Source organism: Achromobacter sp. 18P8.1.1 (genome assembly GCF_057799415.1).
This window is the reverse complement of record NZ_JBYOKH010000082.1, coordinates 1-19,814: the sequence shown is the minus strand read 5'-3', so window position 1 is coordinate 19,814 and position 19,814 is coordinate 1. Positions and strand designations below refer to the sequence as shown.

At 67.3% G+C, this 19,814-nt stretch carries 16 protein-coding genes and 1 pseudogene; 14 read left to right on the top strand and 3 right to left on the bottom strand.

The window, feature by feature from the left end; translation table 11 throughout:
* A pseudogene (locus AC27VE_RS30045) lies at positions 1-484 on the top strand (siderophore-iron reductase FhuF); the annotation flags it as partial.
* Positions 485-507: 23 nt separating this feature from the next.
* Here AC27VE_RS30045 and fhuE read toward each other — a convergent pair.
* Positions 508-2,787 carry a ferric-rhodotorulic acid/ferric-coprogen receptor FhuE gene (gene fhuE, locus AC27VE_RS30040; protein ID WP_427958300.1) on the bottom strand — a complete coding sequence of 760 codons (2,280 nt, stop codon included), beginning with the start codon at positions 2,785-2,787 and terminating at the stop codon, positions 508-510.
* 152 nt (positions 2,788-2,939) lie between these two features.
* Positions 2,940-3,812, bottom strand: a complete 873-nt coding sequence (locus AC27VE_RS30035; protein WP_006225865.1) for a GntR family transcriptional regulator — start codon at positions 3,810-3,812, stop codon at positions 2,940-2,942.
* 169 nt (positions 3,813-3,981) lie between these two features.
* On the opposite strand from AC27VE_RS30035, the gene AC27VE_RS30030 reads away from it, so the two are divergent.
* From AC27VE_RS30030 to AC27VE_RS29985, 10 genes are all read left to right on the top strand, one after another.
* On the top strand, positions 3,982-5,145 hold the full coding sequence (locus AC27VE_RS30030; RefSeq protein ID WP_488705785.1) for a C45 family autoproteolytic acyltransferase/hydrolase: 1,164 nt from the start codon (positions 3,982-3,984) through the stop codon (positions 5,143-5,145).
* Positions 5,146-5,149: 4 nt separating this feature from the next.
* Positions 5,150-6,094 (top strand): ABC transporter permease, encoded by a 945-nt coding sequence (locus AC27VE_RS30025; RefSeq protein WP_006225867.1) that lies wholly within the window; start codon positions 5,150-5,152, stop codon positions 6,092-6,094.
* A complete protein-coding gene (locus AC27VE_RS30020; protein WP_006225868.1) occupies positions 6,091-6,909 on the top strand; it encodes an ABC transporter permease in 819 nt (272 codons plus the stop codon). The genes AC27VE_RS30025 and AC27VE_RS30020 overlap by 4 nt, the downstream gene beginning before the upstream one ends.
* Positions 6,906-8,573 (top strand): dipeptide ABC transporter ATP-binding protein, encoded by a 1,668-nt coding sequence (locus AC27VE_RS30015; RefSeq protein ID WP_488705784.1) that lies wholly within the window; start codon positions 6,906-6,908, stop codon positions 8,571-8,573. Before AC27VE_RS30020 ends, AC27VE_RS30015 begins: the two co-directional genes overlap by 4 nt.
* Positions 8,574-8,585: 12 nt before the next feature.
* Positions 8,586-9,440: an alpha/beta hydrolase gene (locus AC27VE_RS30010; protein WP_488705783.1), complete on the top strand. Its 855-nt coding sequence runs from the start codon at positions 8,586-8,588 to the stop codon at positions 9,438-9,440.
* A 24-nt stretch (positions 9,441-9,464) separates the two neighbouring features.
* Positions 9,465-11,018 (top strand): ABC transporter substrate-binding protein, encoded by a 1,554-nt coding sequence (locus AC27VE_RS30005; protein ID WP_488705782.1) that lies wholly within the window; start codon positions 9,465-9,467, stop codon positions 11,016-11,018.
* Between the two features lie 13 nt (positions 11,019-11,031).
* On the top strand, positions 11,032-12,468 hold the full coding sequence (locus AC27VE_RS30000; protein WP_488705781.1) for an amidase: 1,437 nt from the start codon (positions 11,032-11,034) through the stop codon (positions 12,466-12,468).
* 154 nt (positions 12,469-12,622) lie between these two features.
* Positions 12,623-13,765 carry a metallophosphoesterase gene (locus AC27VE_RS29995; RefSeq protein ID WP_488705780.1) on the top strand — a complete coding sequence of 381 codons (1,143 nt, stop codon included), beginning with the start codon at positions 12,623-12,625 and terminating at the stop codon, positions 13,763-13,765.
* Positions 13,766-13,790: 25 nt separating this feature from the next.
* Positions 13,791-15,260, top strand: a complete 1,470-nt coding sequence (locus AC27VE_RS29990) for a hypothetical protein (RefSeq protein WP_488705779.1) — start codon at positions 13,791-13,793, stop codon at positions 15,258-15,260.
* A gap of 82 nt (positions 15,261-15,342) precedes the next feature.
* Positions 15,343-16,083, top strand: a complete 741-nt coding sequence (locus AC27VE_RS29985; protein WP_488705778.1) for a ProQ/FinO family protein — start codon at positions 15,343-15,345, stop codon at positions 16,081-16,083.
* Between the two features lie 137 nt (positions 16,084-16,220).
* Here the strand turns inward: AC27VE_RS29985 and AC27VE_RS29980 are convergent, their stop codons facing one another.
* On the bottom strand, positions 16,221-16,802 hold the full coding sequence (locus tag AC27VE_RS29980; protein WP_488705777.1) for a DUF4202 domain-containing protein: 582 nt from the start codon (positions 16,800-16,802) through the stop codon (positions 16,221-16,223).
* Positions 16,803-17,019: 217 nt separating this feature from the next.
* On the opposite strand from AC27VE_RS29980, the gene AC27VE_RS29975 reads away from it, so the two are divergent.
* The 3 genes from AC27VE_RS29975 to AC27VE_RS29965 all read left to right on the top strand — a co-directional run bounded on the left by AC27VE_RS29975 (position 17,020) and on the right by AC27VE_RS29965 (position 19,799).
* The gene (locus AC27VE_RS29975; RefSeq protein ID WP_488705776.1) at positions 17,020-17,994 is read left to right on the top strand and encodes a tripartite tricarboxylate transporter substrate binding protein; all 975 of its coding nucleotides are present in this window, start codon (positions 17,020-17,022) and stop codon (positions 17,992-17,994) included.
* A 23-nt stretch (positions 17,995-18,017) separates the two neighbouring features.
* Complete coding sequence (locus AC27VE_RS29970; RefSeq protein ID WP_488705775.1) at positions 18,018-18,767, top strand: alpha/beta fold hydrolase; 750 nt, start codon at positions 18,018-18,020, stop codon at positions 18,765-18,767.
* Between the two features lie 63 nt (positions 18,768-18,830).
* A complete protein-coding gene (locus tag AC27VE_RS29965; RefSeq protein ID WP_488705774.1) occupies positions 18,831-19,799 on the top strand; it encodes an alpha/beta hydrolase in 969 nt (322 codons plus the stop codon).
* Positions 19,800-19,814: the final 15 nt, after the last annotated feature.

The following is a 19,814-nucleotide window of genomic DNA, read 5'->3' as shown; positions in this document are numbered from 1 at the left end:
CATGTGGGTCGAACTGGACGGCAACGCGGCGCCTGTGCGCTTTCACATCCCGGAACTGGGCGCACCGGATCCCGGTGGCGATGTCTGGCGCCGGTACGAGGCCTTGGTCTGGCACCACCTGCTGCCGTTGGCGGACGCCTTGTTCCACGCCAGCCGGCTGCCGCGCAAGGTCGTCTGGGGCGGCGCGGTGCGCTACCTGGAAGTCGTGCTGAAAGCGGTCGAGACCCAGACGCAAGGGACGGCGGCAAGCGACGCCGTACGCCAGGACAGGCTCGCTTTGCTGGAGCACCCCTGGTGGGGCCCGGCGGACGATGAGCGCGCCAATCCGCTATGCCTGCCGCCCAGGACCTCGCGCGGTCCCGGCCCCGCGGTCACGTTGCACCGCGAGTGCTGCCTCTACCATCTGCTGCCGACCGCGCAGTACTGCGCGGCCTGCCCGCTGGCGCCGCAGCACCGGGCGGCTGCCAAGCGGCCCGCCGAATAGCGGCCGCGTGGCATGCATACCACTTAGTATTGGTAGCGCATCGTCACCATCGCGCTTCTTCCCGCGCCCCACGCGCCCTGGCTGTAGAACCCGACCTGGCTGTAGTACTTGCGGTCGAACAGGTTGTTCACGTTCAGTTGCGCCGACAGGTTGCGGTTGAATCGGTAGCGCGCCATCAGGTTGGTGATGGCGTAGCTGCCTTGTCCCACGCGCTCGTCGCCGTTGGGGCCGCTGGCCAGCGTATAGACGTGGCTTTGCCAATTGACGCCACCGCCGACGGTCAGCTTGTTCCAGTCGCCCGGCAGTTGATAGGTTGTGAACACGCGGACCAGGCTGCGCGGCTGGTCGGTCTGGATGGCATTGCCGTCCCCATCGCTTGCGGTCCAGTGCGACCAACCCGCGGCCAGGTTCCAGCCCGGCGTCACTTCGCCTGACACTTCCAGGTCGAAGCCCCGGCTGCGTGTGCCTTGCGCGGCCCGATAGGCCTGGTTGATCGTGCCCGGCACCAGGTATCCCGTATCGGTCTGGGCCACGTTGTCCTGATCGATCTGGAACACCGCAGCGCTGGCGTTCAGGCGCCCCTCCAGGAATTCACCCTTGACGCCGGCTTCGTAGGATTTGCCCTCAAGCGGATCCAGCCAGCCGCCGTTGCGGTCCTGATAGCTTTGGGGGTTGAAGATCCCCGTGTAGCTCACATAGGCGGTGTACGTCTCGTTGATGTCATACAGCAGCCCGGCGTACGGCGTGAACGCGTTCTTGTCGAAGGCCGTATGGTCGCCGCCGCCGAAGCCGACGGAGTCCGTCTTCCAGGTGCTGTAGCGTCCGCCCACGATCAGCTTGAGCGGATCCGCCAGGTTCAGGCGCAGCGCCCCGTACCAACCCGTCTGCTTGGTCGTGTAGCGGTTTGCCGTGACGGACGTGCTGTTCCAGTCGGGTTCCGGATACGAGCCGTCCCAGTCCAGGAAGTTGCCGACGGGCGCCGCCGACAAGGACGAGCGGTAGTCGAAGTCCGCATACTGGCGGCTGAAGCTTGCGCCGACCACCGCCTCATGGCGGCGGCCGAACATCGTGAACGGACCGGACGCCTTCAGGTCCACGCTGTTCTGCTTGCGGTCGCCCAGGTACCACGACGGCGACGCCCCCATGCCCAGGCCGGTTTCGCGGTCGGGCCAGCCATACAGGTACAGCAGCTTGCCGTCCATTTCGTTCTTGGAATGCGATGCCACCGCCTGCACGCGCCAGTCATTGTCGAAACGGTGTTCCAGGCTGGCGAACGCACCTTGCGTCGTGCTTGCCCATGAGCTCCAGTCCGCCCCGGTATTCAGCGACCGCTTCCAATCGGTCCGGCCACCGTCCGCGTACCACAGCGGGAATCCACCCCAGCTGCTGCGCTGCGGGTCGTTGTCCTGATAGTTGAAGCCTGCGCTCACCGTCGTGCGCGAGGTCAGGTCGGCGTCCACGACGCCGTAGAAGACTTTCTTCTTGTTCTGGTAGCCGTCCAGGAAGGAATGGGTGTCCTGGTACGCCGACACGATGCGGCCGCGCACGCTGCCGTCTGAATTCAGCGGCGTCGACAGGTCAAGCGTGCTGCGGTAGTTGTCCCAGGTGCCGGCGCTGACGCTGATGTCAGCCTTGAACTCGCGGCTGATGGCGTGCTTGCGCACCAGGTTGATGGACGCCGACGGGTTGCCGGCGCCGGTCAGCAGGCCCGTGGCGCCGCGCACGACCTCAACGCGGTCGTAGATGATGGGGTCGACGGACGACTCCCCCGCGGCGTAGCCCGTATCGAAGCTTGTCGGGATGCCGTCATACATGTAGTTGCTGACGCTGAATCCGCGCGAATTGAATGAATACCGCTCGCTGTCGAAGTTTTGCACCGAGATGCCGGGGGTACTGGCCATCACATCGGTCAGCGAGCGCATGTCTTCGTCATCCATGCGCTGGCGCGTCACGACCGTGACCGATTGCGGCGTCTCGCGCAGCGTCAGCGGCAAGCCGGTGCTGGCGGCGGTGGCACGGGGCGTATAGGAACCGGTGCCCTCGGTCGTCGTGGCGTCGGTGTCGCCCACGACTTGCACGCTTGGCAGGGTGGCCACGCCGCTTTCCTGTGCGGCGGCAGCGCCGGAAGCCAGGGCAAAAAGCAGGCCCCACGCCGCGCAAGCGGTGCGCGCTTGCGGCGCGCCCCGTACGGACTTCTCGGCTTGGGGCGGCCCGGCGTCAAAAACCGCCAGGGCGGACGTGCGACGCAGGATGAAACGAGGACGAATAATGGATGGTCGGCCACCCGGCCGGTAAACGTGCATGCTGACTACCTCTCCCACAGCGGAGTGCTGTTTCGGGGAAAAGTGTAATGCAACTGATTCGCATCTTTATTTGCTGTTGCGCATTTACGACGGACGCGTGGAGCGCGCCTGGCAGCGGAAATGCGCGCGTCGCCCTGCCCTGTGATTTGGCCCTAAATATCCGCTGAACGCGTGATGTGGCGCCGAAGCAGCGCCGTGGCGTAATCGCGGTCGCCTTCGGCCAACGCCGCCAGAATTCCCAGGTGGTCAGTGCACGCTTGATGGATATGGACTTCGGCCAGATGCCCGAAATTGGCGTACTCCGTCATGCGCCGCAACGAGTTCTGGCGTCGCACGGCTTCGGTCAGGAAGCGGTTGTTCGACCACGCCGCCAGCGTTTCGTGAAAGGCCGCATTCGCATTGAACCAGGCGTCGCGTTGCAGCTGCTCGACCGGCATCTGCAGGATCTCGGTCTGCTCGCGCTGCAATGCCGCCAATTGGTCGGGACGCGGTGCGTAGCCCGGTGTCATCAGCGCGTTGCACTCGACGATCAGCCGGAATTCGTAGCTTTCGTTCACCGCCTGCTCGTTGTCCAGGCTTTCCGCGAAATGCCAGCCATGCCCCGGCAGGCGTTCGGCCAACCCTTCTGTCGCAAACCGCATCAACGCACGCCGCACCGCGCCGCGCGTCACCTGGAATTGTTCGACCAGTTGCGCCTCGGACACTTCCGCGCCCAGCCGGCCGACCGCGCGCGCGCTCATCAGGTCGCCATACAGGCTTTCCGATTCGGAATGCGGCATCAGCGCGTCCAGGCTTTCGTCGCTGCCCGGCTCGCGTTCCAGCCGGTAGCCCTTGCCCGACGTGTACGCCACCAGCCCTTGGCGGGTCAGCAGGTTCAACGCCTGCCGGATCGGCGACCGCGACACCTTGAGCTCCTGCGCCAGGCGCGCGTCCGACAGGCGTTCGCCCACCTGCCAGCGGCCGCTCTGAATCAGCGCCGTCAGCTTGCGGGCGACTTCGATCTGTAGGGGACTGAGCTCCTGCATGGCATCGCGCTCCTGCGCTTTACGGGTGGTTCCTATCCTCAATGCCAAATCGCATCCTTGGCATTCACGTTTTCCCTAGATTTCATATAACGCGCCATAAAACAGATTGACAGCGAACAACCGGGCTAATTAGTGTATTACACAGCCACAAAATACAAAAGGACGGAAGATGGCGATCACCCCTTTTCCCTGCGTCACGTTGACGGGCGGCCCTGAGAGCCGCGGCCGCCAGTACGGGCAGGCGCTGAAACCCCGCATCCACCAGAGCGTGGCGCTATACGGCGGAGCCTTGGACGGATTCGGCATGAGCGCCGCGCAGAAGACGGCCCTGATCGCCGACTACGCGCGCCGCATCGGCGACTTCGATGAACGCTATGTCGAGGAAATGCACGGCATCGCGGCAGGCGCCGGCGTGGCGTTCGAAGACATCGTCATGATCAACGCCCGCACTGAAGTCATGGCCTTGGCGCGGGCCCAAAGCAGCACGGCCGCCGCCGACGACGAAGCCGACGACGGCTGCACTGGGGCGATCCTTCTGCCCGAGCGCAGCGCCTCCGGCAACCTGATCCACGCGCAGAACTGGGACTGGCGCGCCGAATGCGCCGATACCGGCGTCGTGCTGCGGGTCCGCCAGGATCACGGTCCCGACTACCTGACCTTTGTCGAAGCGGGCGGACTGGCACGCAGCGGCCTGAACGCGGCCGGCGTATCCATCACCGCCAATTACCTGGAGTGCGACCGCGACTACCAGTCGCTGGGCGTGCCGCTGGGCCTGATCCGCCGCAAGGTGCTTGAGCAGGAACACTTCGCGCTGGCCGCCAAGGTCGTGGCGACCACGCCGAAGTCATGCTCGAACAACATCATGATCGCGTCAGCGGCGGGCTTCGGCATCGATTTCGAATGTGCGCCGGACGAGGCGTTCCCGCTGTACCCGGACGATGGCCTGATCGTGCACGCGAACCACTGGGTGGGCGCCATCGCGCTGTCCAAGCTGCGCGACACGGGTATCCCGCATGTCCCCGAAAGCTTCTACCGCGACTGGCGCGTGCGCCGGCTGCTGCAGGCCCAAGGCCGCCTGCTGGACCGCGAAGGCGTCAAGGCCGCGCTATTCGACGATTTCCTGGCGCCCTACTCCGTATGCCGGCCCGCTCGCCACGGCGACGGCGGCAACCTGACCGCCACGGTGGCGATGATCGTGATGGAGCCGGCGCTGGGCGTCATGGAGATCGCGCCCATGCCCGCAGCCAACCGGCGCTTCACCACCTACCGACTCGACGGCGACGAACCGCAGGACGCGGTCGACGTGCGCGAGTCCGAACTGGCGGCAGGCTGACGCCATGCTCAGATTCGTCGCCTCGCGGATCGGCATGGCGCTGCCCACATTGCTGATCGTTGCGCTTGCCGTGTTCATCCTGGTGCGCCTGATCCCGGGCGATCCGGCCGCGCTGATGCTGGGCGACTCGGCGGACGCGGCCAGCCTTGCCGCGCTGCGCGAACAACTGGGCCTGAACGCCAGTTGGCCGACGCAGTTCGCCATCTGGGCCGGACACGTGCTGCAAGGCGACCTGGGCCAATCGATTGCAAACCGCCAGCCGGTGATGCCGCTGATCCTGGACCGTTTCGCGGTCAGCGCGCAGATCGTGCTGCCAGCCGTGGTGCTGGCCACGCTGGTGGCGGTGCCGGCCGGCATGTTCGCCGCCTGGCGCCAAGGCCGCATGGCCGACCTGGCGCTGGTGGCGGGCGCCACGCTGCTGCTGTCGCTGCCGGCGTTCTGGATGGGCCTGCTGCTGCTCCTGCTCTTTGCGCTGAAGCTGGGCTGGTTTCCCGTCGTGGGCTTCGTGGCCTTCAGCGAAAACCCCGGCCGCGCGCTGCTGTACCTGGTGTTGCCGGTGGCCACGCTGCTGCTGCACGAGATCGGGGTGATCCTGCGCATGACGCGCGCCTCCACCCTGGAAGTGCTGCACCTGGACTACATCACCCACGCCCGCGCCAAGGGCCTGCCGGAGAGCAAGGTGATGTGGCGCCACGCCTTCAAGAATTCGTTCGGCCCCACTTGGACCTTGCTGGGCCTGATCCTGGGCAACCTGCTGGCCGGCATCGCCGTCATCGAAACCGTGTTCACCATCCCCGGACTGGGGCGCCTGCTGGTGGACGCGATCTTTGCCCGCGACTATCCCGTCATCCAGGGCTGCCTGCTTTTCATTGCCACCGTCTATGTCCTGGTGAACCTGGTGGTGGACCTGCTTTATCCGATCTTCGACCCCAGGGTGGCCGCGAAATGAACCGTCGTTCCCTTACCGCCATCGTCGGCGGCACCTTGGTCGCGGCCGTGGTCATCACCGCGCTGGTGGCCCTGTTCTGGACCCCCTACGACCCCCTCAAGCTCAATTTCAAGGCCCGCCTGGCCGCGCCCAGCCTGACCCATCTGATGGGCACCGACGAACTGGGCCGCGACGTATTCAGCCGGCTGATGCGCGGCACCACCGCCAGCCTGCGCGTCAGCCTGATGACCGTGCTGCTGGCCACCGGCGCCGGCGTGCTGATCGGCGCCGTCAGCGGCTATCTGCGCGGCTGGCCGGACCGCGTGTTGATGGCGTTGAACGATGCGCTGCTGGCCTTTCCCGGCCTGCTCCTGGCGCTCGGCCTGCTGGCCGTTTTCGGCGCCAGCGAAACCGGCATCATCCTGGCGCTGGCGCTGGCCTACATGTCGTCGGTAGTGCGGGTGGTGCGGGGCACCGTGCTGAGCCTGCGCGAACGCGAATTCGTCCGCGCGTCCCGGGTGATGGGCAATTCCGAGCTCTATACGCTGATGCGCCACCTGCTGCCCAATTGCCTGGCGCCGGTGATCGTCATGGCCACGTCCATGTGCGGCTGGATCATCCTGGCCGAAAGCTCGCTCAGCTTCCTGGGCCTGGGCGTGGCCCCGCCCGCCCCGACCTGGGGCAACATGCTGGCCGGCAGCCGCACCTACATCGGCCAGGCCGCCTGGCTGGCCATCTTCCCCGGCCTGGCGATCTCGCTGTCGCTGCTGGGCATCAACCTGCTGGGCGACGCCTTGCGCGACCGGCTGGATCCCCGCATGCGGAGGCGCGTATGACATCCCCCGTCCTGCTCGATATCGACGGCCTGACGCTGGCCGCCGGCCACGGCCACACCGTGGTGTCCCAAGCCAGCATGCAGGTCTCGCGCGGCGAGATCGTCGGCGTGGTCGGCGAATCGGGCTCCGGCAAGACCATGCTGGGCCGCGCCATCATGCGGCTGACTCCGCAAGCCATCGACCGCACCGGCGGCGACATCAAAGTGGAAGGCACCTCTGTCTTCGGGCTGCGCCCCGCGCAGTTGCGCGCCCTGCGCGGGCCGAAGGTGGCGATGGTGTTCCAGGAACCCATGACGTCTCTCACGCCGTCGCTGACCGTGGGCCAGCAATTGGCCGAGGGGCTGGAACAGCATGTGCCCGGCGAACGCGCGACGCACCGCGACCGCATCGAAGCCATGCTGCGCCGCGTGGGTCTCGCCGACGTCTCCCGCGTGCTGGATGCCTATCCCCATGAATTTTCGGGCGGCATGCGCCAGCGCATCATGATCGCCTCGGCCATGCTGCTGCGCCCCGCGCTGCTGATCGCCGACGAGCCCACCACGGCGCTTGACGCGGTGATCCAGCGCGAAGTGATGGAAATGCTGGTGGAGCTGACGCAGGAAAACGGCACGGCCGTGCTGCTGATCAGCCACGACCTGCCCATGGTGGCGCGCTATGCGCAGCGCATGGTGGTGATGCGGCGTGGCGAGATCGTCGAAACCGGCCCCACCTCGCAGGTGCTGGCGGCGCCGGCGCATGAATACACCCGCCAGCTGCTGGCGACCTTGCCGCAACGCCGGCCCCCGCGCCCCTTGGCCACCCAGGCGCCGCTGCTCTCGGCGCGGGGCCTGACGGTGGAATACGGCGCACGCCAGGGCTGGTTCAGCAAGCAGGCTGGCAACCGCGTGCTGCACGGCATCGACCTGGACATCCACCCCGGCGAAGTCGTGGCCGTCGTGGGCGAATCCGGCTCCGGCAAGACCACCTTGGGGTCCGTGCTGACGGGACTGGTCGCGCCTACGGGCGGCGCGCTGCGCTACAAGGGCCAGCCGCTGGCCGCGCGCGGCGCCGTCTTCAATGACTACCGCTACAACTGCCAGATGGTGTTCCAGGACCCGTATTCGTCGCTGGACCCTCGGATGACCGTATCGGCGCTGGTGGCCGAGGCGCTGCGGCTGGCGCCCGGGCTGACCCCCGCGCAGAAGGACGACCGCGTCGCCGACACGTTGCAGGACGTGGGCCTGGGCGGCGACTTCGGCTTGCGCTACCCGCACGAACTGTCAGGCGGGCAACGCCAGCGCGTCGCCATTGCACGCGCCCTGGTGCGCCGGCCGGCGCTCCTGATCGCCGACGAAGCGGTGTCGGCGCTGGACGTCACGGTGCGCGCCCAGGTGCTGGACCTGCTGGCCGACCTGCAGCAACGCTACGGCTTTTCGTGCCTCTTCATCAGCCATGACCTGGGGGTGGTCGAGCAGATTGCCGACCGCGTCATCGTCATGCAGGCGGGCAGGATCGTCGAGGAAGGCGTGCGCGACGCCATTTTCGACCGCCCCCGTGAACCGTACACGCGCCAATTGCTGGGCGCCATTCCCATGCTGGAGGCCACCGCCGCGGGCGGCGTGCGCCTGAAGTGGCGCAATGATGCCCAGGCCAGCCAGCCGCTGGCCGCCGTATCCCTTACCTAGGAGACCCCATCCATGTCCACGCATCCACCGCGCCGCCAAGGCCACGGCGTGAAGCTCAGCTTCTACGACTTCGGCGCCACGCCGTTCTTCGCCAGCCAGTTCGACCAGCGCTTCAGCTATTGCCTGTACGTGCCGCCCGACTATGACGAGGCCGCGTCCAAGACTTATGACCTGGCCGTGATCGTCCATGGCACCGGCCGCACGGCCGCCGAGTACCGCGACCGCTTTGCCGATTTCGCCCAACGCAACGACTGCGTCGTGCTGGCACCGCTGTTCCCGGTGGGCATCATCGAACCCGGCGACCTGGCCAACTACAAGCGCATCCAGTTCCACGACATCCGCTACGACCACGTGCTGCTGTCGATGGTGGACGAGACCATCGCCAAGTACCGCATCAACGGCAGCCGCTTCCTGCTGTACGGCTACTCGGGCGGCGGGCAGTTCTGCCAGCGCTTCTTCATGCTGCACCCTGAACGCCTGCAAGCCGTCTCCATCGGCGCGCCCGGCGTGGTGACGCTGCTGAACCAGGACTACGACTGGTGGGTCGGCGTGCGCGACGTGCCGGCCCGCTTCGGCCGCACCATCGATATCGACGCCATGCGCGACGTCGCGGTGCAGACCCTGGTGGGCACTGAAGACACCGCCACCTGGGAGATCACCATCCCGCGCGACAGCAAGCTGTGGATGCCGGGCGCCGAACTGCAAGGCGACAACCGCATCCAGCGGATCGAGGCGCTGGCCAGGAGCTTCGAGGCCCATGGCATCAAGGTACGCCGCGATACCGTGCCCGGCGTCGCCCACGAACCCTTCAAGGTCATCGAACCCGTGCAGGCATTCTTCGAGGACTTTTTGAAGTCTCGCCGCTAAGCCATTAAAAACAAAGGGGAAGATATGAACACGAACCTTGCCTTGCCTGCCTTGCTGTTAAGCGGCCTGCTGGCCGCGCCAGCCTATGCCGCCGGCGACGCCCAGATGCTGCGCGTGGCGCTGCACGCGGACATCGCCAGCATCAATCCGGGGGTCAACCGCGACGCCAATGCCGATATGGTGCTGGCGCACGTGGTCGAAGGCCTGGTCGCCTACGGCGCCGACCTGAAGATCAAGCCCGTGCTCGCGGAAAGCTGGCAGGTCAGCGACGAGGGCAAGGTCTACGAGTTCAAGCTGCGCCCCAAGGTGCATTTCCAGAACGGCGCGGTGTTGACGGCCGACACCGTCGTCTGGAACTTCAAGCGCTACCTGGATCCGAAGACCAACTTCCAGTGCGTTAACCGCTACAACGGCAAGATCGGGCCCGCGCTGCAGGACGTGCAGGCGGTGGACCCGCTGACCGTGCGCTTCACGTTCTCGGCCCCCGCGCCCAATTTCCCAATGACGATGGCCACCGTCCAATGCACGCCTTGGATCCTGCATCCGGACTCCGTCAAGGCAGACGGCAGCTTCAACGCCCCCATCGGCACCGGCCCCTATGCGTTCGGCGGCATGATGCAGGGCCGCCAACTGGACCTGAAGCGCTTTGCGGACTATGACGCCCTGCCCGGCGCGCGCGACGGCTATGCAGGCAACAAGACGGCCACCATCCCCCTGCTGCGCTTCATGACGGTGCCGGACGCCAGCACCCGCAGCAACGGGCTGCTGTCGGGCGACCTGGACGTGGTGGACGGCATCGAACCCGCCACCATGGAGACCCTGCGCGGCCAGGGGATTCCCGTCCAGGTGCAGCAGACGCCCAGCTGGCTGGTGATGCAGGTGCAATCCAACGCCCCCGCGCTGCAAGACGTGCGGATGCGCCAGGCCATCGCCCAGGCGCTCAGCCTGCCGGACCTGGCCGAAGCGTCGGGCGAAGGGCTGTACACGGCCAACCCGTCGGTGCTGGTGCCGCAAAGCCCCTATTACGACGCACGCAGCAAGACCTGGCCGGCCTACGACCCGGCCGCGGCCCGCACGTTGCTGGCGCAGGCCGGCTACAAGGGCCAGCCGATCACCTTGCTGGTGGCCAACCGCCAGGAACGCGTGCAGGCCGCCACCATCGTGCAGGCCATGCTGGCCGCCTCCGGCATCAATGTGGAATTGAAGGTGCGCGACTGGGCCTCGCAGCTGGACCTGTACGGACGCGGCCAGTATGAACTGGCGATCTTCGGCTACTCGGCCCGCCTGGACCCGCTGCTGATGTACGAATCGCTGATCGGCGACAAGAAGGTCGAACCGACCCGCCAGTGGGACGATCCCAAGGCTGCCGCGCTGCTCAAGCAAGTGGCGATGGAACCCGACCTGGCCAAGCGCCGCGACCTGTTCAACCAGCTGCACGAGCTGATGGCGCGCGACATTCCCATCATCGGCCTGTTCAACCTGCCCGTCGTGACCGCCCTGCGGCCTGTCGTGCAGGGCTACGAAGGCTGGCCGGCCGGCACGCATCGCTTCTGGGGCGTGACCAAGACCCAACCCTGACCCCGCATCCGACATGTCCTACTCTGAAACTGATTACCTCCAGTCCGACGCGACCGCGCTGGCGGCCGCCATCCGCGGCGGCCAGCTCAGCCCCTCGGACGCCGTGGCGCACGCGTTTGCCGCCATCGACCGCGTCAATCCCCACTTGAACGCCGTCATCCTGACGATGCGCGAGGCGGCCGACGAGCAACTGCGCCAGTTGCCCGCCGACGCGCCGCTGCGCGGCGTGCCCGTGCTGCTGAAGGACGACTGCCCCACCTATGCCGGTGTGCCGATGTCGTTCGGCTGCCGGGCCGCGCGTGGGTATGTGCCCGCACAGGACCACGAGATCGTGCGCCGCTACAAGGCGGCTGGCATGGTCATCGTGGGCAAGACCAATCTGCCGGAGTTCTCTGGCAACATCGCCACGTCCCCCACACTGCACGGCCCCACGCTGAACCCGTGGGACGCCGGCCGCAGCATCGGCGGGTCATCCGGCGGTGCGGCCGCCGCCGTGGCTGCCCGCATGGTGCCGCTGGCCTATGGCAATGACGGCGCGGGCTCCATCCGCATTCCGGCGTCCTGCGGCGGCCTGTTCGGCCTGCGAGCCTCGCGCGGGCGCACGCCTTGCGGGCCGATATCCAGCGAGAATTGGGGCGGGCTGGTCAGCCACCACGCCCTGACGCGATCCGTGCGCGATTCGGCCCTGCTGCTGGACCTGACCGACGCGCCCGAGCCCGGCGCCCTTTACGCCGCGCCGGCAAAGTCCGGCCCGTATGCGCATTCAGCGTCCCGCGATCCGCGGCCGCTACGCATCGGCGTCATCTCGCAGCCCGGCATGGGCTTGCGCCTGGACGACGACATCGCCGCAGCGATCGAGGACGCGTCGGCGCTTTGCCGCCAATTGGGGCACCGCGTCGAGGCCACCGCGTTCAACTTCGACGAATCCGCCCTGGCCGACGCCTACCTGCGGATCATTGCCGCCTACACGGCGCTGGAAGTCGATGCCATCGCGGCCGACACCGGCCGGCCGCCCGACGCCGACGGCTTCGAGCCCGTCAACCTGGGCCTGGCCGAATTTGGCCGCAGCGTATCTGCCCCCGCCCTGCTGGCCGCGCGCAACACCGCCAACAGCGTCGCGCGCAGCCTGGGCCGGCTGTTCACCGAGGTCGACATCCTGCTGACGCCCGTCATGCCCACGCTGCCCGCGCCCATGACCGCTTTGGACGTGCGCGGCCCGGACTGGCGCGCCTTTGCCGCTGAGTTCATGCACGGCACCGTCTTCACCCGGCCGGCCAACGCCGCCGGCATCCCCGCGATGAGCGTGCCGTTGTTCCAGACTCCGGCGGGGCTTCCCGTGGGCATCCAGTTCATGGCGCCCTACGGCGACGAAACCACGCTTTTCGAACTGGCCGGCCAACTGGAACGCGCCCGCCCCTGGGCGCACCGCCTGCCGCCGGTCCACGCCTGATCCATCCCCCCTGCAAGCGGTAGCCCGGGCGGCGCCAAGCCGTCGCTTTGTCCCTACGGGTCGCGGGCCTACCGTGCGTCCTCGGGGACAGGTCGTCATAATGTCGCTGGCTTCGGCCACCCCGTCCCCCGCCGCTTTCAGTAGGAATTACCGCGTGTTCCATGTTTTCACGGGACTGATCAGTCTCTACGTCATCTGGCGTTTCGTCCTGCCCCTGCCCATTTCCAAGTCCGGCCGCCTCGTGCTGTCGGTTGCGCTGCTGGCGATCGCCGAACACCATCTGGTGACGCGCAACTTCTTTGGCAGCATGGCGTCGCCCGAAATCCCCGCCACCTTGCTGATGGCGCTGGGTTGGCTGTTTGGCAGCCTGCTGCTACTGGCCATGCTGCTGCTGGTGCGCGACGTAGCGGCGCTGGCGGCCTGCGCGGTGTCCCGCGAACAGGGCCGGCGCCTGTGGGCCGCTCGCCGCTGGAGCCAGGGCGCTGCCGTGCTGGCCGTAGTGCTGTCCGCCATCGGCGTGTGGCAGGCGGTACGCGAACCCGACGTGAAGACCCTGGAAATCGCGTTGCCGAAGCTGCCGCCCGAGCTTGACGGTTTCCGCCTGGTGCAACTGACCGACCTGCACGCCAGCCGGCTGCTGGAAGCGCCGTGGATCGACGCCGTCGTCAAGAAGACCAACGATCTCAATCCGGACCTGATCGTCATCACGGGTGACCTGGTCGATGGCACCACCGCCGCCCGCGCCGCCGACGTGCAGCCCCTGCAGGCGCTACGCGCCCGCTACGGCGTCTACGCGATCCCCGGCAACCACGAGTACTACGCGGAATACCAGCGCTGGCTGCCGGCATTCGAGCACCTGGGCCTGCGCCTGTTGCTCAACGAACACGTGACGCTGACGCCGGATGGCCAGCGCCTGGTGCTGGCCGGCATCACCGACCGGATGGCGGCCGCCTACGCCCAGCCCTTGCCTGACGTGCAGCAGGCGCTGGCCGGCGTACCGCCGACCGACCCCGTCATTTTGCTGAGCCACCGCCCCACCGGCGCGGCGCTCAACGCCCAGGCGGGCGCGGGCCTGCAGTTGTCCGGCCATACCCATGGCGGCCAGATCCTGGGCCCGCACCTGCTGACGCAATGGGCCAATGAAGGCTATGTCTCGGGCCTGTACCAGGTGGACGGCATGACGCTGTACGTCAGCAACGGCACCGGGCTGTGGCCCGGCTTCCCGATCCGCCTGGGGCGTCCTTCGGAAATCACCCAGATCGTGTTGCGTTCGCCGGCCAAGGCCACGCCGCAATAAACTACAACCCAGCCCCGCCGCGCCCATGACGTATCTTCTGTGGTCCCTGCCCGCCCTGACCGTGATCGGCGCCATCGCCAGCGGCCGGGTGAACACCACGATTGCCGCCGTGTTGGGGTTGTTTGCCGCCATCCCCATTGCGCTTTACGCAGCGCCCGCGCCCTTCACCGGCGCCCAACTGGCGGTGACGCTGGAACGCGGCCTGTGGATCGGCTGGATCATCACCCCTTACATCCTGGGCGGGCTGCTGTTCTGGCAGATGGCCTCGCAAGGCCACGCGCCCGCCCCCGCCGCCGCCGCCGACCAAGCCGAACTGAACGATCCGCTCGCGCGGCGCCGGCGCCTGTTCTTCGCCTGTTTCCTGATCGGGCCGTTTGCCGAATCCGCCACCGGCTTTGGCGTGGGCATGCTGGGCACCGTGCTGCTGATCCGTCCGCTGGGCTTGAAACCGCGCGACATCATGGTGTTCGCCCTGCTGAGCCAGACCCTGATCCCTTGGGGGGCAATGGGCAGCGGCACGTTGCTCGCCTCGGCCTATGCACGGGTGCCGGCCCCACAGCTGGCGTTGTACAGCATGGTGGCGGTGGCGCTCCTGATGGTCGTGTGGATGATCCTGTTCTGGCGCACCGCGCGCCACGCAGGCCTTCGGGCGGATGCGGCCGAACACCGGCGGGAAGCCGTCTGGATGGCCGCCAGCCTGGGGCTGCTGACGGCCGCCACGGCCTTGCTGGGGCCCGAAACCGCACTGCTGGCCGCCTACGGCCCGTTGATCGTGCTGCGCTTCCTGCTGGACCGCCGCCCTGGCCGGCCGCAGGCCGTGGCCGCCGCCAAGCGCGCGCTGCCTTATATCCTGGTGATCGCCTGTCTGGTGGCCACGCGCCTCATCCCGGGGCTCAATCGCGCCCTGGGGGCGCTGGCCGATATCCGCCCGTTCGCGGACCTGCCCGCCTGGATGCCGTTCCTGCACGCAGGCAGCTGGCTGATCGCGGGCGCGCTTGCCATGGCCGCCTGGCACCGCCAACCGGGCGCGCTGGCCACCCAGGCGCGCGCCTCATGGAAGACCGGCCGCCATGCCGTCATGTCCGTTTTCCTGTTCGCCATGATGGCCGAAGTGCTGGCGGGCGCCGGCATCTCGCAGGCCTACGCGGACGGCCTGTTCGCCACGCTGCAGGACTGGACCATCCTGATCACCCCCGTGCTGGCCGGCGCCTTCGGCATTCTGGCCAACAGCGGCAACGCGCCGAACAGTCTGTTCATGCCATCCCAGCTATCATTGGCGGTTCATGCGGGCCTGAACGTGCCGGCAGCGGCCGCGCTGTTACACGTATCGGGCACGGCGATGGGCATTTTTTCACCGGTAAGAATGTCGATTGCAGCCGGTCTGGCTCACGGCCAAGGGCAAGAACGCAGCGTCTATGTTCTACTACTGCCGTTCGCCTTGGCCGCGTTCGGCATTCTTTTGTCCCTGGCACTGCTTGTCGTGGTGTCGGGATAGCCGCCGGAGCGCTGATGCTCACGGCCTCAACCTTTTTTTTGTGTAGCACATGGGACTAGAACAGTTAGCCGCTATCCGGGCATTGATTACCAAGCAAGCGCCCGAAGAGCCGACCCCCAAGAAGGAATCGCGTCCGCAGGGCGGCGGCAAGGGACCCCGTTCGTCGCAAGGCGCCGGCAAGGGCCCGCGTCCGCAAGGCGGCGATAAAGGCGCACGCCCCCAGGGCGGCGACAAGGGCCAACGGCCGCAACGCGCAGAACGCCGCGAGACGCCCGTGGATCCCGTCGTGGTCGCGATTTCGCGCCTGCAACGCCAGTTCCCCAAGGCATTCCCCAAGAACCCCGCTCCCAAGCTTCCGCTGAAGCTCGGTGTGCTGGCGGACCTGGTGCAGCACGCCCAGGCCCTGCAGCTGGACGAGGCGCAGATCAAGGAAGCGGTCAAGACCTGGTGTGATGGCCGCCGCTACTGGACCTGCATGGTGGAAGATGCGCCGCGCGTGGACCTGAACGGCGAACCTTCGGGCGCCGTGACGGCCAACGAAGCCAAGCACGCCAAGCGCATGGCTTCGCGCAGCGCCTCCAAGAACGCCGCCGCGCGCAACAAGGCCAAGAAGGCGGAAGCCGCTGCCGCAGCCGGAACTCCGGCCGCGGATGCGCCGGTTGCCGACGCCACAGTTGCCGATCTGCCGGCTTCCGCCGCGCCCGGCACCGAGGCGCCTGCTGTCGCCCCGGCCCCTGCGGCTGATGCGCCGGCCAACGCGGCTGCCGACACGTCGGCTGACGCGCCGGCCGCCGACTCGTCCAGCACCGACACGCCTACGTAATACGGGCCGCCTGGCGGCCCAGATGGTGGCAAACGCGTGGTGGCAAACCCGCGGTAGCAACCGCGCGGCGATAAAAACAACCCGGCCTGCCGCTCACGCAGCAGGCCGGGTTTGTTCTTGCGCGCGCGAACTCCGCGTCAGGCCGCAAGCGCCTTTTCGATATGCGCCATGCCCGCCGGCGAATACGGCAGCGTCAATGCCCACTTGTGGCCAGCCGCATCCATCTTCAGCAGCGACTTCTTCAAGATATCCACGATCTTCTCGCCGTGCGCGGGATGGAAGGCTTCATACTGGTATTGCAGGAACACCAGGCATAAGGCGTTCTCCATCGTCTGCACGTCGGCGTCCTGTTTGATGCCCTGCTTCATGACGATCGCCGTCACGCGGTCGATCTCGTCTTGCGGGTAACCGGTGTCGCGCAGGATGCCTTGCGCGATTTCCGCATGATGGCGCGCCAGCGCCTTGCGCCAGGTCAGATAGCCGATGCGGCCTTCGGGATAGCGCTTTCTGGCGATCTCCCACCGGCCGATATGCTGACAGCGCGACGCCAGGACCAGCGGCTCGGACGCATCCGGTGCCAGCTTCATCACCCATTCGTGCAGCTTCTGCGCCAGGAACAATTCCTGGGGACAGGTCTCGCCCTGCCAGGAAAACAGGTTGGGGTCGGTTCCGTTGTAGTGGTCGAACCGGAGCAGCGTCTGCGATAGACGGTCATTCATGCGTGGCGATTCCAAGAAAGCCGCCGGAGGGCGACGGGATCCGGGCGCAGCCGGAAACGAAATCATCATAGCGCCTGGCTGGCCGGCGGCAGCGATTACGCGCCGCAATCCAACTATTCAAATGCGAAATGCGTCGTTCATCCGGACGGCCGAAGTCCCTAGGATCAAGGTTTAGGCGCCTTGACGGGCGCCGGTCGGATAAAGACAGGAACTCCGCATGACCCGAATTTCGCGGCTACGCCGCGCCTTGACGATCGCCGCCCTGGCCGCGGCTGCCTTCAGTACCGCCGCCGAGGCGGCCTTTCCCGACAAGCCCGTGCGCCTGGTGTTGCCGCTGTCGCCCGGCGGCGCGATGGACGCGCTGGGCCGAGGCCTGGCCGAACAACTGGGCGCCCAATGGAATGTGCCGGTCATCGTCGAGAACCGTGCCGGCGCCGGCGGCAACATCGCCTCTGAAATGGTGGCGCGCGCGCAACCGGACGGCTACACCCTGCTGCTGACCGGCGACATGCTGGTGGCCAATCAAACGCTCTTCAAGAACAACGTCAACTACGACGCCGAGCGCAGCTTCGCGCCCGTAGGCATCGTGGCCGTCACCCCGCCGGTGATTGTCGTACGGGCCGACTCCGACATCCAGGACATCGCCGGGCTGCGGCGGCTGGGCAGCCAACGGCTGGTGAACGTCGGCACGCCAGGGTATGGCAACAGCAACCACATGGCCTTGGCGCGCCTGCAGGGCTTGTATCCCGAAACGCTGCTGCACGTGCCGTACAAGGGCGCAGGCCCCGCGGTCGTGGCCCTGCTGGCGGGCGAAACCGATGCGGCTATCGTGGCGGTGCCCGCGGCGGCCAATCTGATCCGCACCGGCAAGCTGCGCGGACTGGCCATGCTGCAGGCCGAACGTAGCCCCATCATCGCCGACGTGCCCACGGCCCGCGAAGCCGGGCTGGACCTGGACAGCGGATCAGGCTGGTTCGGCATGCTGGCGCCGGCCGGCACCGCGCCCGAGGTGGTGCAGCGCATCGGCCAATCGGTCAAGACGGCGCTGGACGAACCGGCGTTCCGCGAGCGTCTGCGCACCCAAGGCTTCGAAGCCATCGGCGGCACGCCGGCTGACTTCGCCGACCGCATCCGCAGCGACGCCGTCAAGTTCCCCGCCCTGCTCCAGCAGACGGGCGTATCCGTCAACTGAAGCGCACCCCTCGCGCACCGCCCATGCCCATCGCTCATCTGGCAAATGCCGACATCTATTACGAAATCCATGGCCAGGGGCATCCGCTCCTGATGCTGGCGCCCGGCGGCCTACTGTCGCACGTCGAGCTGTGGCGCGTCACCCGCGACGGCAAGCCGCGCGACTATCCGGACCCCATCGCGGCATTGTCCACCCGGTACCGCTGCATCGCCATCGACCAGCGCAACGCCGGCCGCTCCCGCGCGCCCATCCAGGCCTCCGACGGCTGGCAGACCTATGCGGAAGACCACCTGCGGCTGCTGGACAGCCTGGGCGTGGACCGCTTTCACGTGCTGGGCTCCTGCATCGGCGCCTCCTTTGCGCTGAAACTGTGCGCGCTGGCGCCCGACCGTGTCACCGGGGCCATCCTGCAGCAACCCATCGGCCTGTCCGCCGCCAATGCCGCAAACCGCGCGGAATCCTTCGACAGTTGGGCGGACGGGCTGCGCCAACGCCCGGAGGGCGTGGACGAGGCGGCGCTGGAGGGCCTGCGCGCCAACCTGTTCGACGGCGATTTCGTCTATAGCGTCAGCCGGCAGACCGTAGCCGCCACGCAGACCCCGTTGCTGATCCTGGCGGGCAACGACGTCCTTCACCCGACGGAAATCGCCCACGAGATCGCCCGCCTGGCGCCCAATGCAACCCTGGTGGAAGACTGGAAAGGCAAGGATCGGGGCGATATCTACACCGGATCGATCCGCCGCTTCCTGGCCGGGTTGGATCAATATGCCTAACGCTTATTTAGCAAGGTAGCGCGAAGCGCGTCATACTGGCGGGTTCCGAGCATTGGAATCCTCATGAGCGACGCTTCCCCCACCCCTACCCTGGCAGCCGACGTGCTGGCCGCCCAAGCGCTGGCCAAGCAACATGGTGTGGGCACGCCCAACGTGCTGACCACGCCGCTTGCCGATACCCGCGAAAAAAGCCGCGCGTATCAGGAATGGCTGAGCCAGCCCGCCCCGCCCGTGGGCCGCGTGGTCGAACACCGGCTGGACCATCTGGCCGTGCCCGCGACGCTTCGTCTGTACTACCCGGAAGGCGCCTCGGATGCCCCGCTGCCGCTATACCTGCATCTGCACGGGGGCGGCTTTGCGCACGGCGACCTGGACACGCTGGACCGCTGGAAGCGCGAGATCGCCGCCGAAGCCGGCATCGTCACCGCCGGCCTGTCCTACGCGCTGTCGCCCGAAGCCCGCTACCCCGTGGCGCTGGAACAGGTGCTGGGCGCCCTGCGCTGGCTGCGCGACCAGGCGCCCTCGCTGGGGCTGGACGCAACACGCCTGTCGGTCGGCGGCGAGTCCGCCGGCGGCAACCTGACACTGGCCGCCCTGCAACGGCTGCGTGACGAAGGCGATGCCTTCATCAAGACCGGCGTGGTGATCTACGGCATGCTGTCGGCGCGCCGCGACACGCCGTCGCACGAATCCTTTGGCGACGGGCGCTTCGGCTTGTCCACGGAAAAGCTGGACTGGTTCTGGAAGCAGTACGTCGGCGATGCCGCGCAGCTGACCGATCCCGGCGTGGCGCCTTTGCATGCGGACGTGGCTGGCCTGCCGCCCCTGATCCTGCAGGCAGCCGCCCTGGACCCGTTGCTGGACGACACGCTGGATCTGGCCAACAAGCTGTTTGCCACCGGTCCCGCGCCGACCTTCATCGTGTATTCGGGCGTGCCGCACAGCTTCATCGGCATGACGCGAATCCTGCCGCAAGCGCAAGAGGCCAGGACGGACCTCGTCCAGGCGCTGCGGCGCAATCTGGCAGCGTAAAAAAACGGCCCCACT